At 42.4% G+C, this 17,317-nt stretch carries 13 protein-coding genes and 1 tRNA gene; 3 read left to right on the top strand and 11 right to left on the bottom strand.

The genetic code is table 11. The features are described from left to right. Positions 1-23: 23 nt before the first annotated feature. The 8 genes from rpoB to J8Z25_RS01485 all read right to left on the bottom strand — a co-directional run bounded on the left by rpoB (position 24) and on the right by J8Z25_RS01485 (position 8,080). Complete coding sequence (gene rpoB / locus J8Z25_RS01520) at positions 24-4,049, bottom strand: DNA-directed RNA polymerase subunit beta (RefSeq protein WP_178926526.1); 4,026 nt, start codon at positions 4,047-4,049, stop codon at positions 24-26. Between the two features lie 272 nt (positions 4,050-4,321). After that, complete coding sequence (gene rplL / locus J8Z25_RS01515) at positions 4,322-4,684, bottom strand: 50S ribosomal protein L7/L12 (protein WP_054554830.1); 363 nt, start codon at positions 4,682-4,684, stop codon at positions 4,322-4,324. A gap of 81 nt (positions 4,685-4,765) precedes the next feature. Continuing rightward, positions 4,766-5,260, bottom strand: coding sequence for a 50S ribosomal protein L10 (gene rplJ, locus J8Z25_RS01510; protein ID WP_130049900.1), 495 nt, complete (start codon positions 5,258-5,260; stop codon positions 4,766-4,768). 319 nt (positions 5,261-5,579) lie between these two features. Then, on the bottom strand, positions 5,580-6,284 hold the full coding sequence (gene rplA / locus J8Z25_RS01505) for a 50S ribosomal protein L1 (RefSeq protein WP_062568393.1): 705 nt from the start codon (positions 6,282-6,284) through the stop codon (positions 5,580-5,582). Between the two features lie 4 nt (positions 6,285-6,288). After that, a complete protein-coding gene (gene rplK / locus J8Z25_RS01500) occupies positions 6,289-6,717 on the bottom strand; it encodes a 50S ribosomal protein L11 (RefSeq protein ID WP_054554827.1) in 429 nt (142 codons plus the stop codon). 214 nt (positions 6,718-6,931) lie between these two features. Beyond that, on the bottom strand, positions 6,932-7,489 hold the full coding sequence (gene nusG, locus J8Z25_RS01495) for a transcription termination/antitermination protein NusG (protein ID WP_054554826.1): 558 nt from the start codon (positions 7,487-7,489) through the stop codon (positions 6,932-6,934). Positions 7,490-7,493: 4 nt separating this feature from the next. Further along, a complete protein-coding gene (secE, locus tag J8Z25_RS01490; RefSeq protein WP_130049901.1) occupies positions 7,494-7,871 on the bottom strand; it encodes a preprotein translocase subunit SecE in 378 nt (125 codons plus the stop codon). 132 nt (positions 7,872-8,003) lie between these two features. Beyond that, positions 8,004-8,080 (bottom strand) — tRNA-Trp (locus tag J8Z25_RS01485). A 163-nt stretch (positions 8,081-8,243) separates the two neighbouring features. Here J8Z25_RS01485 and J8Z25_RS01480 point away from each other — a divergent pair. After that, a complete protein-coding gene (locus J8Z25_RS01480; RefSeq protein WP_250661557.1) occupies positions 8,244-12,188 on the top strand; it encodes a hybrid sensor histidine kinase/response regulator transcription factor in 3,945 nt (1,314 codons plus the stop codon). Positions 12,189-12,313: 125 nt separating this feature from the next. Further along, a complete protein-coding gene (locus tag J8Z25_RS01475; protein WP_167659196.1) occupies positions 12,314-13,447 on the top strand; it encodes a CsgG/HfaB family protein in 1,134 nt (377 codons plus the stop codon). Between the two features lie 40 nt (positions 13,448-13,487). Here the strand turns inward: J8Z25_RS01475 and J8Z25_RS01470 are convergent, their stop codons facing one another. Genes J8Z25_RS01470 through deoC form a run of 3 tightly spaced genes read right to left on the bottom strand, consistent with a single transcriptional unit; the run spans position 13,488 to position 15,589 of the window. Beyond that, positions 13,488-14,336 (bottom strand): SPFH domain-containing protein, encoded by an 849-nt coding sequence (locus J8Z25_RS01470; RefSeq protein WP_250661556.1) that lies wholly within the window; start codon positions 14,334-14,336, stop codon positions 13,488-13,490. Positions 14,337-14,355: 19 nt separating this feature from the next. Then, positions 14,356-14,856 (bottom strand): hypothetical protein, encoded by a 501-nt coding sequence (locus tag J8Z25_RS01465; protein WP_250661555.1) that lies wholly within the window; start codon positions 14,854-14,856, stop codon positions 14,356-14,358. Beyond that, a complete protein-coding gene (gene deoC / locus J8Z25_RS01460) occupies positions 14,846-15,589 on the bottom strand; it encodes a deoxyribose-phosphate aldolase (protein ID WP_250661554.1) in 744 nt (247 codons plus the stop codon). Before deoC ends, J8Z25_RS01465 begins: the two co-directional genes overlap by 11 nt. A 272-nt stretch (positions 15,590-15,861) precedes the next feature. Here deoC and cysG point away from each other — a divergent pair, with 272 nt between their 5' ends. Next, a complete protein-coding gene (gene cysG, locus J8Z25_RS01455) occupies positions 15,862-17,283 on the top strand; it encodes a siroheme synthase CysG (RefSeq protein ID WP_130049906.1) in 1,422 nt (473 codons plus the stop codon). Positions 17,284-17,317 lie beyond the last annotated feature (34 nt).

Here is a 17,317-nt window from a genome sequence, read left to right as displayed (position 1 = left end):
GGCTTACGCCGCACCTAAATGGCTTAATTTTCTTCCAACTCGATGTTGATACCCAGTGAGCGGATTTCTTTCAACAATACGTTGAACGATTCTGGCATACCTGGTTCCATCTTATGGTTACCATCTACGATGTTCTTATACATCTTAGTACGACCGTTCACGTCATCCGATTTCACTGTTAGCATTTCTTGTAGAGTATATGCAGCACCGTAAGCTTCTAGTGCCCACACCTCCATCTCACCGAAACGCTGGCCACCGAACTGAGCTTTACCACCCAGCGGCTGCTGAGTAACAAGGCTGTAAGAACCAGTTGAACGTGCGTGCATCTTGTCATCAACCAAGTGGTTAAGTTTCAACATGTACATGTAACCAACAGTTACTTGACGTTCGAACTGATCGCCAGTACGGCCATCATAAAGTGTAACTTGACCGCTTCTTGGATAACCACCAAGCTCAAGTAAGTCTTTGATTTCGCTTTCACGAGCACCATCAAAGGCTGGAGTTGCGATCGGTAAACCACCTTTCAAGTTTTCAGCTAAGCGACGAACTTCATCATCAGAGAACGAGTCGATATCGACTTTCTGACGACAATCACCTAATTCGTAAACTTTCTTAACGAAGCTACGGATTTCGTGCAGTTCACGCTGCTCTTTCATCATTTCTTCTAAGCGCTCACCCACACCACGTGCAGCAAGACCCATATGAGTTTCTAGGATCTGACCGATGTTCATACGTGATGGTACACCTAGCGGGTTCAGAACGATGTCTACCGTACGACCTTTGTCATCGTATGGCATATCTTCTACTGGTACGATAGTCGAGATAACACCTTTGTTACCGTGACGACCCGCCATCTTATCACCCGGTTGGATACGACGTTTAACAGCTAGGTATACTTTAACAATCTTAAGTACGCCTGGTGCTAAGTCGTCACCTTGAGTGATCTTACGACGTTTGTTTTCAAACTTCTTATCGTATTCAGCTTTAAGCTCATCGTACTGAGCGGCTAGTTGCTCAAGTTCAGCTTGCTTATCTTCTTCAGCAAGGCTTTGAGTAAGCAGCTTTTCAGCATTTAGTGATGCAATTGAATCTGCGTTCAGACCAGCGTCAACAAGTAACTTACGAGCACGCTCTAATACGCCTGCTTCTAAGATACGGAACTCTTCGTTGAAGTCTTTCTTCGCTTCGCGAAGCTGCATGTCTTCAACTTCTAACGCACGCTTATCTTTTTCAACACCGTCACGGGTGAAAACTTGTACGTCGATTACAGTACCAGTTACAGAGTTTGGTACACGTAAAGAGCTGTCTTTAACGTCTGACGCTTTCTCACCGAAGATAGCACGTAGTAGCTTTTCTTCTGGTGTTAATTGCGTTTCGCCTTTCGGAGTCACTTTACCTACTAGGATATCGCCGCCTTTAACTTCAGCACCGATATAAACAACGCCTGACTCATCAAGCTTGCCTAGTGCAGATTCACCTACGTTAGGAATATCTGCTGTGATCTCTTCTGGACCTAATTTAGTATCACGTGCGATACATTGTAGTTCTTGAATGTGGATTGTCGTTAGACGATCTTCTTGAACTACGCGCTCTGATAGTAGGATTGAATCCTCGAAGTTATAACCGTTCCATGGCATGAATGCCACGCGAAGGTTTTGACCAAGTGCTAAGTCACCAAGGTCAGTCGAAGGACCATCTGCTAATACGTCACCACGTGTTACCGGCTCACCAACCATACAAGTTGGTTTTTGGTTAATACATGTATTTTGGTTTGAGCGAGTGTATTTAGTAAGGTTGTAAATATCGATGCCCGCTTCACCAGGAACACGCTCATCTTCATGTACATTTACAACGATGCGGCTTGCATCCGCATACATTACTTCACCACCACGCTTAGCAACGATAGTTACACCAGAGTCTTTCGCTAGTGTAAGCTCGATACCTGTACCTACCAGCGGTTTGTCCGCGATAAGAGTTGGTACGGCTTGACGTTGCATGTTTGAACCCATCAATGCACGGTTAGCATCATCGTGTTCTAGGAACGGGATAAGTGCTGCCGCTACAGAGATCACCTGTTGTGGTGATACGTCCATATATTGTTGGTCCATTTTGCCCATAAAGGTTGATTCACCTTTGTGACGACATGGAATTAGTTCATCAACAAACTCATTGTTTTCGTTCAAGTTTGAGTTCGCCTGAGCGATAACAAACTGACCTTCTTCAATGGCTGATAAGTAATCTACTTCATCAGTAACTACACCGTTTACCACTTTACGGTAAGGTGTTTCTAAGAAACCATAGTCATTAGTACGTGCGTACGTAGACAGTGAGTTAATTAGACCGATGTTTGGACCCTCAGGCGTTTCGATTGGACATACACGACCATAGTGAGTTACGTGAACGTCTCGAACTTCGAAGCCAGCGCGTTCACGTGTTAAACCACCCGGACCTAATGCAGAAATACGACGCTTATGCGTTACTTCTGAAAGCGGGTTATTTTGGTCCATGAACTGTGATAACTGAGATGAACCAAAGAACTCTTTAACCGCTGCCGAAATAGGCTTAGCGTTAATAAGATCTTGTGGCATTACAGCGTCAAGGTCACCTAAGCTTAAACGCTCACGTACAGCACGCTCAACACGTACTAGACCAACGCGGAATTGGTTCTCAGCCATTTCGCCAACACTACGGATACGACGGTTACCTAAGTGGTCGATATCATCAACATCGCCAACACCGTTACGAATAGCGATAAGCACTTTCATAACAGCTACGATGTCTTCTTTCGATAATGTGCCAGGGCCAGTATCTGAGTCATAACCTACACGGCTATTGAACTTCATACGACCAACTGTTGATAAATCGTAACGCTCGTCAGAGAAGAACAAGTTATCAAATAAGGCTTCAGCCGCGTCTTTCGTCGGTGGCTCGCCTGGGCGCATCATGCGATAAATTTCTACTAATGCTTCTAAACGGTTGCTTGTTGTGTCGATACGTAATGTATCTGACATGTAGGCGCCGCTGTCAACTTCGTTGATATATAGAGTATCAATCTTAGTGTGACCTGCTTTAACCAATTCAGCCATTAGCTCAAGTGATAGCTCGTCATTCGCGTTTGCGATGATCTCACCTGTTGACTCATCAACATAGTTTTTAGCTACAACACGACCAATGATGTACTCATGCGGTACTTCTAATTGGTTAATACCTTTTTTCTCGATGTTCTTGATGTGACGCGCAGTAATACGACGACCCGCTTCAACAAGGACTTCACCGTCTTCGCCTTTGATATCAAAAGCGGCAGTTTCACCACGTAAGCGCGAAGGAACAAGTTCCATAAGAACTTTACCGTCAGCAACTTCAAACGTAGTTGTATCGAAGAATATCTCTAGGATTTCATCCGTTGAGTACTCTAGTGCACGTAAGATGATTGACGCCGGTAATTTACGACGACGGTCAATACGTACATAAAGGTTATCTTTTGCATCAAACTCGAAGTCTAACCATGAACCACGGTAAGGAATTACACGCGCGTTATAAAGCACTTTACCTGACGAGTGAGTTTTACCGCGGTCGTTATCAAAGAATACACCAGGGCTACGGTGTAGCTGAGAAACGATAACACGCTCTGTACCATTGATAACAAAGGTACCGGTATCAGTCATGAGCGGAATTTCGCCCATGTAAACTTCTTGCTCTTTAATGTCTTTAACTGTGCCTGGTGCTTCTTTGTCCATCACCACAAGACGCAATTTTACGCGAAGTGGAGCAGAATAAGTCACACCGCGAATTTGACATTCTTTTACATCGAATACTGGCTCACCAATACGATAACTTACGTATTGAAGCTCAGAATTTCCCGAGTAGCTTTTGATAGGAAACACAGAACGGAATGCAGCTTCCAAACCGTGATCGCCATCAGCGTCAGGGACTAAGAATTTTTTAAACGATTCTAACTGCGTCGACAGTAAGAAAGGTATATCCAAAACTTGTGGACGTTTACCAAAATCCTTACGGATACGTTTCTTTTCAGAATAAGAGTAAGCCATGGGGTTCCTCAGCTTGCTGATCTTTGACCCGACCTGTTCTTGTAAGAACAGACTTAACTGGCATCTATGCCAAGATGTACAACATTAAATTGTTGTTCTATTTTGCTCTGCCACTTTCAACACCGATTAAGGTAACAACTTGAAAGTAAAGAGAAAATTAGATTTTATTTGCGTTACAGGATTGCATCGCTCCATAGCGCAAAAAGGCCGGTGATTAAATAATCACCAGCCCTTGCCTGATTACTCAGGCAGCGAACCTAGCGTAAGCTAGATTACTTAACCTCAACTTCAGCACCAGCTTCAGTAAGGTCTTTTGCAAGTGCTTCAGCTTCTTCTTTAGATACACCTTCTTTGATAGGTGCAGGAGCTGCTTCAACAAGTGCTTTAGCTTCTTTAAGGCCAAGACCAGTAGCACCACGTACAGCTTTGATAGCTGCAACCTTGTTAGCGCCAGCGCCAGTAAGGATTACGTCGAACTCAGTCTTTTCTTCAGCTGCTTCAGCAGCAGGACCAGCAACAACAGCAGCTGCTGCAGTTACGCCGAATTTTTCTTCCATTGCTTCAACTAGAGCAACAACGTCCATTACTGACATTTCAGCAATAGCATCAAGGATTTGGTCTTTAGTTACAGACATTACAAATTTCCTAATTATTACGGACTAAATATAGCCCCAAAAAAATATTACACCGAAAGTGAACAAAAAAACAGCTTAAAATTAAGCAGCTTGCTCTTCTTTCTGTACACGTACTGCTTCAATTGTTTTACACAATTTACCTGCAGACGCTTCTTTCATAGCGCTCATTAAGCGTGCAACAGCTTCGTCGTAAGTAGGTAGAGTTGCTAGCATAGCTGCGTCTACTACGTTACCTTCAAATGCAGCCGTCTTAACTTCGAATTTCTCGTTCTTCTTCGCGAAATCTTTGAAGATACGCGCAGCAGCACCTGGGTGCTCTGAAGAGAAAGCGATTAAGCTTGGACCAACAAGTGAGTCAGAAAGGCACTCAAAATCTGTACCTTCAATAGCACGTTTAGCTAAAGTGTTACGAACAACTTTCATCCATACACCAGCTTCACGAGCTTCTTTACGAAGGGCAGTGATAGCACCAACTGTTACACCACGAGAATCTGCAACAACTGCAGAAAGAGCACCAGTGGCTGCTTCGTTGACTTCAGCAACAATTGCTTTTTTGCCTTGAAGATTTAAAGCCATGGGTGTTACTCCTGGTTTAATGGGTTGCCGAAATTGGCTTCCCTGTTCTACTCTTCCCCATCTAAGATGGAGATGCTTTTTACGGCGAGAGCCAGAAGATTAGGAAAAATCTATCTGGGGATTCACACCGTCTACGTAGGTAAAATATTAAGGCCGAAGCCGCCTACGGTCTTGGACGGAAGCCCAATTTATCGTTTTTACCCGAGAGCATTACGAAATTATGGACTTCAACCCGAATTCTTTACTTGTTTTGAAATTAACTTTCTCAACAAAATGGCGCAAAATTATAGTTCAAATTTCGCGCCATGTAAACTCTTAATTAAGCAACAACTGTGCTTAGAGAGTTTTGGTCAACAGCAACACCTGCGCCCATTGTTGTAGAGATAGTTACTTTCTTCACGTAAGTACCTTTTGCTTGAGAAGGTTTAGCCTTCTTAAGCGCAACAATAAGAGCTTCAAGGTTTTGTTGAAGTTGCTCAGCAGTGAAATCAACCTTACCGATAGTAGTATGGATGATACCGTTCTTGTCGTTACGGTAACGAACTTGACCTGCTTTCGCATTTTTAACTGCTTCTGCAACGTTAGGCGTTACAGTACCAGTTTTAGGGTTTGGCATTAGACCACGTGGACCTAAGATTTGACCTAGTTGACCAACAACACGCATAGCGTCTGGAGATGCAACAACAACGTCAAAGTTCATCTCGCCTTTCTTAACTTGTTCAGCAAGATCTTCCATACCCACTAATTCAGCACCAGCTTCTTTCGCAGCATCTGCGTTAGCGCCTTGTGTGAATACAGCAACACGAACTTCACGACCAGTACCGTTAGGTAGTACAGTTGCACCACGTACGTTTTGGTCAGATTTACGAGCATCGATACCAAGGTTAACAGCAACGTCAACACTTTCTACGAATTTAGCTGTCGCTAACTCTTTTAAAAGAGCAACTGCTTCGTTGATTTCGTAATCTTTAGTCGCATCCACTTTTTCGCGGATTGTACGCATACGTTTAGTTAATTTTGCCATTATCTTAGTCCTCTACGTTCAAGCCCATCGCACGCGCAGAACCTGCGATAGTGCGAACTGCAGCGTCCATATCAGCCGCTGTAAGGTCAGGTCGTTTTGTCTCAACGATTTCTTCAAGTTGAGCACGAGTTACTGTACCCACTTTTTCAGTGTTAGGACGGCCAGAACCTGATTTGATACCTGCAGCTTTCTTAAGTAAGTAAGCAGCCGGTGGAGTTTTCATGTCGAACGTGAAAGAACGGTCACCGTAAACAGAGATCACTACAGGAACTGGAGCGCCTTTTTCGATAGACTCTGTACGTGCGTTGAACGCTTTACAGAATTCCATGATGTTTACACCGTGTTGACCTAGTGCTGGACCTACTGGAGGACTAGGGTTAGCCATACCAGCGGCAACTTGTAGCTTGATAATAGCTTCAACTTTTTTAGCCATAATAAATACCTCATTTGGTGGGTCATAGCCTTGTGCGCGCGAGGACGCGTACTCTAACGGCTTCCCAGTTTAAAAATTGGTTCTCACTTTTTAGTGATAAAACAAGTTATAACTTGCCCTAACACAAAAAGGCCGCTGATTATAAGTTAATCAGCGGCCTTTTTCAAGCTTATTGCCAAAATATTAAACAATTTTGGCAGCTTTAATTTCTTACTTACTTGTCTTGCTCAACTTGACCGAATTCAAGGTCAACAGGTGTCGAACGACCGAAGATAAGAACAGACACTTTTACGCGGCTCTTCTCGTAATCAACTTCTTCCACAACACCGCTGAAGTCAGCAAATGGACCATCGATAACACGAACAACTTCACCTGGTTCAAATAATGTTGCAGGCTTAGGCGCTTCAGAGTTCTCTTGCAGACGGTTCAAGATGCGATCAGCTTCTTTTTGGCTGATTGGAGCTGGACGATCAGACGTACCACCAATGAAGCCCATAACACGTGCTGTGCTGTTCACTAAGTGCCAGCTTGCATCGTTCATGTCCATTTGAACTAGTACATAACCTGGGAAGAATTTGCGCTCAGATTTACGCTTTTGACCAGCGCGCATCTCAACAACTTCTTCAGTTGGTACTAATACTTCACCAAAACTATCTTCCAAACCTTCAATCTTGATGTGCTCAAGAATAGTTTGTGCTACACGCTTCTCGTAACCAGAGAAAGCTTGCACTACGTACCAACGTAGTTTCTTTTCGTTCTTCTCATCCGACATGGGATTAGATCTCCAATCCAGTTAAAAAGCCTACTGCGCGGAACAAAATGCCATCTAATCCCCAAAGGATAAGTGCCATAATCACAGTTGCAACCATTACAATTAATGTCGTATGTGTTGTTTCTTGGCGAGTTGGCCACACAACTTTACGTACTTCGATACGTGACTCTTTTGCAAACGCAAGAAAAGTACGACCTTTTTCAGTTAGTGAGGCAATGCCTAAACCAGCTGCAACAGCAACCACTACACCAATAGCACGTAATAATACAGATTGGTCTGCAAACATGTGGTTACCAACGACTGCGCCTGCTAGTAGCGCAATTGCTACAATCCACTTTACTGAATCCATCGCACTTGATGGTGTTTCTACATTCGTGCTCATAATATTTTTACCTTAACTACAGACACAACAACCCTGCGCTCTGGCAGGGTTAATCCATTAAAATCTAAACTTAAAAACTGACTTGTTTAAACCGATTTTTAAATTCAGACTCAACACACATTGTTTAAAAAGTGGCAGGGGCGGAGAGATTCGAACTCCCAACCGTCGGTTTTGGAGACCGCTGTTCTACCAATTGGAACTACGCCCCTGCAAAGTGGATGCCTATTATACTTACGCAATTCATTAACACAAGAGTAAAAGATACCCATTAGTTAAAATCTCATCAGTTCGTTTAAAAATCAATATTAACATTGATTAAAAAGCAGTTTATTATAAACCCGATATAGGAACTAAAAAACTACATGGATCAGTGTGCTGCCATTTAAACTCTCTTTTAATATTGTACTGTTATGCCTCGTCACCTTGATCTGTAAGCAGGCTAATGCTCGCTCGTTACACCTAGCTACTTTTAATAGCCAACAAGGTCTAAGTCAAAACTCTATCACTTGCAGCATAACTGATCAGCAAGGCTTTTTATGGTTTGCCACACAGGGAGGTTTGAACCGCTTTGATGGTTATGAATTTAAACGCTTCAAAGCTAACAGCAATAATAAAAGTATTTCTGGAAATTGGATCACAGGCTGTGCCAAGGACAGTAATAATCAGCTGTGGTTTTCGACCGCCAGCAAAGGACTCAATAAACTCAATCCTGAGACTGGCCAATTTGAGGTTTATTCGACTTCTAATGAGGCAGGACTAAGTGAAGATAAAATTTGGTCAATGGTACTGGCTAAAGGTGATGTTCTTTGGCTAGGTCACGAACATGGTAAGTTAACTCGTTTTGATATATCAAACCAAGAATTTGAACATTTCCAATACAAAATAGATCAGCAGTTGCCGCTTGTACGTGACATTGTTATTACCGATGAACTCATCTGGCTTGCCACTGATATGGGACTTATTTCATTTAACCCAAGCACAGAGCAATTTACTCAACATACTCAAATCACTTCACCGCTCTGGCATCTAAAATTGTTGAATCATGAAAAACTGCTTATTGGTGCAAAGCAAGGCTTATATACACTAGATTTACTTACGCAAACCAGTGAGCAAATCGAACAGTTAAATGGTGTCTGGATCACTGACAGCCTTATTGACCAACAGCAAAACCTTTGGCTTACAAGCTACGGGCGAGGTCTATACTTTTTACCTGCAGGTGCTGACTTACAAGACCAATACATTCGATACGACCATGACAAGCAAAACCCCAATGGCTTGACTAGCGACTTTCTCCTATCTCTTTATCAAGATTCACAAGGCATTATTTGGTTGGGCACCGATGGTTATGGTGTGCATCGCTATGATCCTAAGCAACAGCAGTTTTCTCATCAGTTACAAACCTCACAGCCAAATTCACTAAGTCATAATTTTGTTCGCTCAATAATAAAAAGAGCCAATGGCGAGGTATGGATTGGCACCCGTGACGGACTCAACCGTCAAACAGCGTTTGGTTACCAACATTATAAAAATGCCCTGCCAAATAATAATATATTTGCCCTTCATGAAGATGCTAACAAGCAGTTATGGATAGGTACTTACGGTGGTGGCTTAATTAAGTATCTAGATAGTCGTGATGAATTTAAAGCCTTCACTATGCAAAGCCACCAGCTAGCCAGTGACCGTGTATACGCAATAACTAGCGACAAAGTTGGTGCTCTTTGGCTTGGGAGTAACCAAGGGTTAACTCGCTTTGAGCCAAAATCAGGCAAAGTTACTCACTATAAACATAGTGATTCTCAAAACAGTCTTGCCAATAACACCGTATTTACTCTTGCTTACGATAGTGATGAGCACTCACTTTGGGTCGGCACTCGAGCAGGGCTCAATAAACTGGATATCACTACGAAGCAATTTAGTTTATTAGATGAGCAAGGCTCTAACGGAGCTGGGCTCAGCCATAACATGGTCACCTCTTTATTATTGAATGGCGATAGTGTTTGGGTTGGCACCATGCAAGGCTTGAATCAAGTTAATAAGCATAACTTCAGGGTGAAACAAATTACTGAGCAACAAGGTTTGGCGAACGATAACATTTTTGACATTCTCGCCGATAAGCAAGGTATGCTTTGGCTAGCAACCAATGGCGGACTCACTCGCTATAACCCCACCACAGAGCAAATGCAGCAGTTTTTGCCAGAAGATGGCATTCAGCACCAATCTTTTATACTGGGTGCGAGCTTTCAAGCAGACGATGGCGAATTATTTTTTGGTGGCATCAATGGTTATAATCATTTTTATCCTGAGCAACTAAAGTTATCGCACTCTCCCCCTACCCCTGTTTTAACCGAATTATTATTAAACAACAGAGTTATTAAGAGTAATCACTTCGATAAGCAAGCAAATACCCTTGCGAGTGCAACTCAGACATTTGCGTTTGCAAAATCTGCTGGCGTTATCGGCTTTAAATTTAGTGCATTAAAAAACGGATCGACACCAAAGCACTACCAATTCGGCTACAAGCTTGCTGGCTTTGATGAACAATTTTTATATACAGATGCATCCCTTAGACAAATTAATTACCCTCAGCTCCCTGCTGGGAACTACAAATTATTAATAAAAGTGAAAGATCAATATGGGCAATGGAGTGACAGCAAAAAGCTACTAACATTAACTGTTGTGCCTCCTTGGTGGCAAAGTAAATTAGCCTATGCTATTTACTTTATTTGTGCTTTAACACTGACCTGGCTTCTTTTAAATTCCTTGTACAAACGCAAACTCGCAGAGCAAGAAAAACAAACCGAGATTGAGCTAAACAAATTAAAAGATCAATTTTTAGATAACATTAGCCATGAGCTAAAAACACCATTGAGTTTAATACTTGCCCCGATCAGCCAGTTACAGCGAAGTAATACAGACCCCCAAGCTCAAAATCAACTGGCTAGTATTAAACGTAACTGCCAACGCTTACTTGAACTGATCAATCAACTTTTACAATTGAGTCAACGCCCTAGTACAGCTATTTACACTGTTAGCCCTTATTCCATTACAACCTTTTTAACAGACTTAGTGGCAGATTTCAGTGCTCTGTTTGAGCAAAAACAACTGCAATTTAGCTTTGATGATACTACCTCAACAACATGTAAGATTAACCTTGCTCCCGAACATGCTCATTCTATTTTCAGTAACCTGATAAGTAATGCGCTTAAGTACACGCCTAACGGCGGTAAAGTCGATATTCAACTTGATGAAGTGCAGCAACAACTGATTTTTAAAATTACTGATACAGGTGTGGGTATTGCCAGTGAACATCAACAGTCGATTTTTCAGCGCTTTACCCGCGTAGCATCATCAGAGCCTGGCAGTGGTATTGGCCTGAGCTTAGTAAAGCAGCTTGTAGAACAATACGGTGGGTCTATCAGCGTAAGCAGTAAAATTGCTGAGGGAAGTTGCTTTACTGTGTCATTGCCTATGGTTGAGTGTGCTGAAAATCAGGTTAATAGCATTACGCAACTACGCAACTCACAACAGACATTACTGATTGTTGAAGATAATAAGGAAATGGCTGAACTACTACTTGCTTTGTTTAATGCAGAATTTAACTGCATCTGTGCAGCTGATGGTCAGCAAGCGCTTGATTTATGCCAATCAGACCTACCAGAGCTCATTATCAGTGATGTAATGATGCCGAATATGAATGGCTATCAACTGTTAGCAGCACTCAGAGCAAACCCGGCCACCAGCCATATTCCGGTGTTATTACTTTCAGCTAAAGCAGATACCCACAGCCGCTTGAAAGGACTTGATTTATTAGCCGATGACTTTTTGAGCAAACCTTTTGAGCCCACTTTACTAGTAAGCAGAGTAAAAGGATTGCTTAATCTTAGACAAATTTTAAACCAGCATCTAACAGCCCAACTGGCAGCTCCTCTGAATAGTGATACAGGCGCATTGACAGTACAAAATAAAGATTATTCCTTCACTGAAAAACTCAAGCAAGTAGTACAAGCCCATTATCAAGATGAAAACTTTTCGGTTGAGCAATTAGCCTCAGCCTTATGTTTAAGCTCCCGTGCTCTGCAACTAAAAATGAAAGCCTTGTATTCACAAACTCCCTCTGACTATTTACGCAATACTCGCTTAGAGTTTGCAAAGAAACAGCTAGTCGATGGCCATTTAGCGATTGGTAAAGTAGCAGAGCAAGCGGGCTTTAGTTCGCAAAGCTATTTTGCGCGAAGCTTTAAGAGCTATGTTGGCTTATCACCAAAACAGTACCGAGAAAAATATCAAAAACGCGTTGAATTTCGCATCAGTGAATAAACTTTTCGTCTGAGTGCTATCAATAAAACACTGATTTTTATAGCTTATCCATATAAACATTAATAACAACAAAGCCCATATTGCGGCGTTATTTACTGCATGAGATATAAGTTAAGGAAAGTCATATGCTCACCAAAACACACAAAGCGATTTCGATTACGTTACTTGCTGCGGCACTGACTGCATGCCAAAGTACTTCGACCACCACAAGCAATAACAATAGCCCAGATATAAACGAAGTGGCACAGCAGCAATACAATGGCCCAAAAGCTCGGATCGCTGTTGCCCGCTTTACTGACAAATCAAACGATTCACGTTGGTGGCGTAAAGAAATTGGTGAAGGTATGGCTGATCAACTAACAACCGCATTAGTTAGCACCAATCGCTTTATTGTCTTAGAACGACAAGCACTTGATGCCGTATTATCAGAACAAGACCTTGCTGTATCAGGCCGTGTGAGTGCAGCTTCAGGTGCTGCTTATGGTGAAATTGAAGGTGCCGAAATTGTCGTAGTTGCCGCTGTTACTGAATTCGATGATGACAATTCGGGCACCCGCGTAGGCAGTGGTGGCTTTATCGGTGACGTATTTAGCTCAGTGTCGGCGGGTTTTTCAAGTTCGCACATGGCGATAGATTTGCGCTTGATCGACACGCGAACTTCACGTATTTTAGCCGCTACCAGTGTTGAGGGTGGCAGTAAAGATTTTGACTTTACATCAGCTGCTACCAACTTTGGTGGTGCACTCGTTGGTGGTAACTTAAGTAGCTGGTCAAACACGCCAAAAGAAAAAGCACTGCGTGAAGTCATCGTCAAAGCCGTTGAGTTTTTGGAATCAAAAGTACCAACAACTTATTATCGCTATAATAGCGATAACACCATTGCAGCAGGCCATACCGCACCTGCACCACTAAAAGTAACCGCAGCTGCAGCACCAGCTAAAGCGCCAGTTGCATCGGTTAATGTTCCAACTCACAGAATGCCTTACTACGAAAAAACAGACTTAGCCATGTCACGACTGAACTTGGTTTGTTTAGGTTATTTAAAAAGGCAGCCTCACTACGAAGAATATGAAGTAGAAGACGTAGAGTACGATGAAGCAACGGTGATTGCACTCACTGAGTATCAGCAAGAAAATAAGCTGAAAGTGACAGGCCTTGCGGATGAGACGACTAAAAAATCTCTTGATGATTCAGGGTGTATTGCCAAAACGAACAAATCAAGTTTAGAAAGCCTTGGCAGTATTTTTAAATTTAACTAAGCAAACTAACAGCCAGTGCCTGCACTGGCTGTTTAAAACCTTAGTTTGTGCCTTTCACCAGTGGTACACCATTGTTACCAACAGGAATATAAACTGTTGTATGGTTAGGTGACTCAGCCATCTTTAACTGCGCATTAATAGCTTCATGTTGTAGATAGTTTGGCGTCAAAGTGGCATTAATAATTTTTTGCGCCTGTGCAATACCTTTTGCTTCTTCTACACGGATCTCAGCATCTTTTCGTGCAATTTCTTTTTGCGTTTCTTTTTCAGAAAGTAATTGTTGTGCTGCTAATTTTTTCTCAACGGCATTAGCAACGATGGCCGGATAGTTAATATTTCCCACCACAACATTAGCGAGTTTAAATGGCGTTGGTTCTAAATACGCTTTTAAGCGGGCTGTTACTTCTGCAGCTATTTTCTCGCGATTGGTTTTTAGCACACCGCTATCATATTGCTGGACTATGTCACGCACATAAGTTCTAAATGTTTCACGAACAAATCGCGGATACCAATTTTCGCCACCGTATTGTTCAACCACCGCTCTGACAGAGCCGCTTTCTATTGAAATGACCGCATGAAAATCAAAACTAATGTTTAAGTCATCGTTAGCTAAGATTTTAAATGCTTCAGTATAGGTGTTCGGGCGCATGTCTATATTAATCACCTGATTACGCCAAAGTGACATGCCGTAGTTAGCTGGGCCAATCATAGTGCCTTGATAACCGCCTTCACCAAACACGCGCGGCTTTTCAAATACGTAACCCTCTTCACCCGCTGGTGTACTAGGGTTAGTACACGCCGTGAGCGATACAGCAACTACACCTGCTAATGCTAAACTTGGAAAAACACTCGATAGAAGTGTTTGCGTCCCTGAACGTTTAAATTTCATTTTTTGTTATCTCATTCCATTATAAAATTTGTAATAGCTCACCACGATAAAAATCACATAACAACCAAATTTGTTGAAATGGATGTTGTTTAGGCACATCAAGGTGAGTAAGTACTGACTTAAAATCATCAAGATGCCATATAGTACTGGCATTTCGAATTAATAACCAAGGCTGCGTAGATTCGTAATGTTTCTTGGCTTTTTGTGCCAACAACCGATGCAAAGCACAGTGCAGACGCTCGTTACTTGGAGCTAAAGCCATTTCAGCGAGATCTCGTTGCATTGAGATAGACAGCGGCCTACCTAACACCGCCATTGCTTCTGTTTCACTGGCATATAAATGGGCGACTTCAATATCGAGCCGCTCATCACCTTTATAACAACTCACGTCTGGCTTACTCGGTGTGTTATGCCAAATATTACGCATACTTACGCCAAACTGCTTTTCGTAGCAGCGTAAAAACAGCTTTGCTGCGCCATGCTCGAGCGCTATTTTCTCTCGTTCACTTTCACGATTCATTTAATGTTGCATACACATCTTTTAATAACCCAGAAGCGCCAAAACGAAATAGCTCGGGTTGTAAGTACGCTTCACCCATAATTGATTCAGCGAGGGCTAAATACTCAGCAGCATCGGTGACTGTTCTGACTCCGCCCGCAGCCTTAAAACCAATTTTTTTACCACTCGCTTTTATGGTGTTTAACATGATATCTGTTGCAGCTAGAGTTGCATTAACAGCCACTTTACCGGTACTGGTTTTAACGAAATCAGCACCGCCCTCAATTGCCAGTTTAGTGGCCGTTGAGATGAGATCATCGCTTAATTCGCCACTTTCTATAATCACTTTGAGTTGCGCTTTATTGCTACATGCCTCTTTTGACGCTTTGACATACTCTGAAACTTTGCGTTCATCACCTGCAATTAAAGCTTTATAGGGGATCACTAAATCAATTTCATCAGCTCCGCGCTCAATAGCAAACAGCGTTTCATTTATCACTTGCTCTAACGGTTGCTCCCCACTAGGAAAGTTAGTAACTGTAGCTACTTTGACTTGCTGTAGTTCACGCTCAGCGAGTGCAAGCTTTGCGTCGCTTACAAACTGGCTATATACACAGACCGCAGCAGGAATACCTAACTTTGGCTCAATACTGGCAACCAAGTTATTAATGGTTTCTGTTGTGTCGCTGTCGTTCAGAGTTGTTAAGTCCATCAGTGCCACCGCTTGGGCAGCGCTTGTTTGCATTTTAGTCATAGCTCTTATATTTGTGTTGCCATATTAGTGACCTATAGTAGCAAATTTTTATCATTCGGCTATAAATCATAACTAATCACCATAAGGCTACTTATTTACTTGTAACTCGTCGCAATCCCTTGTTAACTAAGTCTTAAGCCAAAACAAACCACCGGGTATAACTTTTAGTTATATAAACTTGGTTTTAATTATTTTTTACTTTTTTTAGAGCACTATATTCTGCTTGCCTGCAATAAGCAGTTTCGTTGATGTGTTTTAGGGGTGAGAACAAAGTGCAATATTTACCAATCTTTACCAAATTAGACGACAAACCAGTACTGGTAGTCGGCGGTGGAGATGTCGCGTTACGCAAATGCCGTGCGTTTTTAAAAGCACGTGCCAATGTGACACTAGTCGCCCCTGAGTTTTGCGATGAGCTGCTCGCTCTTGCTAAGCAAGGTGAAGTAAACCTGATTTCTGATACTTTTAAAGAGCAGTATCTGGATCAGCAAATGCTGGTAATCGCCGCAACTGATATAGACAGTGTTAACAAAGATGTTTTCGAACTTGCGAATGCGCGCAATATTTTCGTTAACGTGGTGGATGACCAACCTAAGTGCAGCTTTATTTTTCCATCAATTGTTGACCGTGATCCAATCACAATTGCGATTTCAAGTGCAGGCACAGCACCAGTTTTAGCACGTCGTTTACGTGAAAAACTAGAAACACTTATTCCACAACATATTGGTCCTCTCGCTACATTAGTAGGTAGCTTCCGTAATAAAGTAAAACAGCGCTTTAAACACTTTGCTGATCGTCGCCAATTTTGGGAGGGCGTATTTGATTCATCAGTGGTAAGCAAAGTACAAGCGGGTAATACCGAAGCTGCTTCAGCGCAATTAGAGCAACTATTAGATGCTAAGCCAGAGCCTGAAGGCGAAGTATATGTTGTTGGTGCAGGCCCAGGTGACCCAGAGTTATTAACACTAAAAGCACTGCAATTAATGCAACAAGCCGACGTCGTTGTTTATGACTACTTGGTTTCTGATGAAATTATGGATTTAGTACGCCGTGATGCCGACTTAGTTTGCGTAGGTAAACGTTTAGGCGATCATAGTGTTGCACAAGAAGATACTAATCAGATGCTGGTCGATTTTGCCAAACAAGGCAAAAAAGTATGCCGTATTAAAGGTGGCGACCCGTTTATTTATGGTCGTGGTGGTGAGGAAGTGCAAGTGCTAGCCGCTAATCAAGTACGTTACCAAATTGTACCGGGTATTACTGCTGCTGCTGGTTGTAGTGCATATGCTGGTATTCCACTTACCCACAGAGATCATGCGCAAGCCATTCAGTTTGTAACAGGTCACTGTAAAAAAGATGGTCAAGAATTAGATTGGCAGTCACTCGCAAAGCCAAATCAGACATTAGCAATTTATATGGGAGTGATTAAATCACCGCATATTCAAGCACAATTATTGAAACACGGCCGCGGTGCAGACACCCCCGTTGCCATAATCGAAAACGGCACACGTAAAGAACAACGAGTGGTTACAGGGCAATTAGGTGAGCTGGCCGATTTGATTTCGCGCCATAGCATTATTTCACCAGCCTTATTAATTATTGGCGAAGTTGCATCATTGCACCATCAGCTTGCATGGTTTGGTAAAACCGAGCAAACCAGCAGCTTTGCCCAGCCAATCACTGGCGTAGCTTAATTTAACTTTTAATCATTTTAGTAGGACGACTAAC

Origin of the sequence: Pseudoalteromonas sp. SCSIO 43101, assembly GCF_023650775.1 — a bacterium.
Classification (GTDB): domain Bacteria; phylum Pseudomonadota; class Gammaproteobacteria; order Enterobacterales; family Alteromonadaceae; genus Pseudoalteromonas; species Pseudoalteromonas apostichopi.
Note: the sequence above shows the minus strand (reverse complement) of the source record. Positions and strands in the feature narration are given on the sequence as shown.